Source organism: Methylobacterium mesophilicum (assembly GCF_022179445.1).
GTDB lineage: Bacteria > Pseudomonadota > Alphaproteobacteria > Rhizobiales > Beijerinckiaceae > Methylobacterium > Methylobacterium mesophilicum.
Genome location: NZ_BPQU01000172.1, coordinates 1 through 234, shown reverse-complemented (window position 1 = coordinate 234; position 234 = coordinate 1). Strand labels below are relative to the sequence as shown.

At 66.2% G+C, this 234-nt stretch carries 1 protein-coding gene; it reads left to right on the top strand.

The window, feature by feature from the left end:
• Positions 1 to 234 (top strand): transposase (locus MFF40_RS28625; RefSeq protein WP_238263212.1); only part of this gene is annotated, 234 nt, incomplete at both ends.

Below are 234 nucleotides of genomic sequence, written 5' to 3'. Positions count from 1 at the left end.
TCACGAACTGTCAGATCGGCGTGTTCGCGGCCTACGCCTCGCGGCACGGTCATGCATTCATCGATCGAGCCTTGTACCTGCCCAAGACCTGGACCTCGGATCCGGCCCGATTAGCCGCCGTCCACGTGCCGGAGGGGACGAGCTTTTCGACCAAGCCGGGATTGGCGCTGGCGATGATTGAGCGGGCGATCGCCGCCGGCGTGCCGTTCTCCTGGGTGGCGGCCGACACCGTCT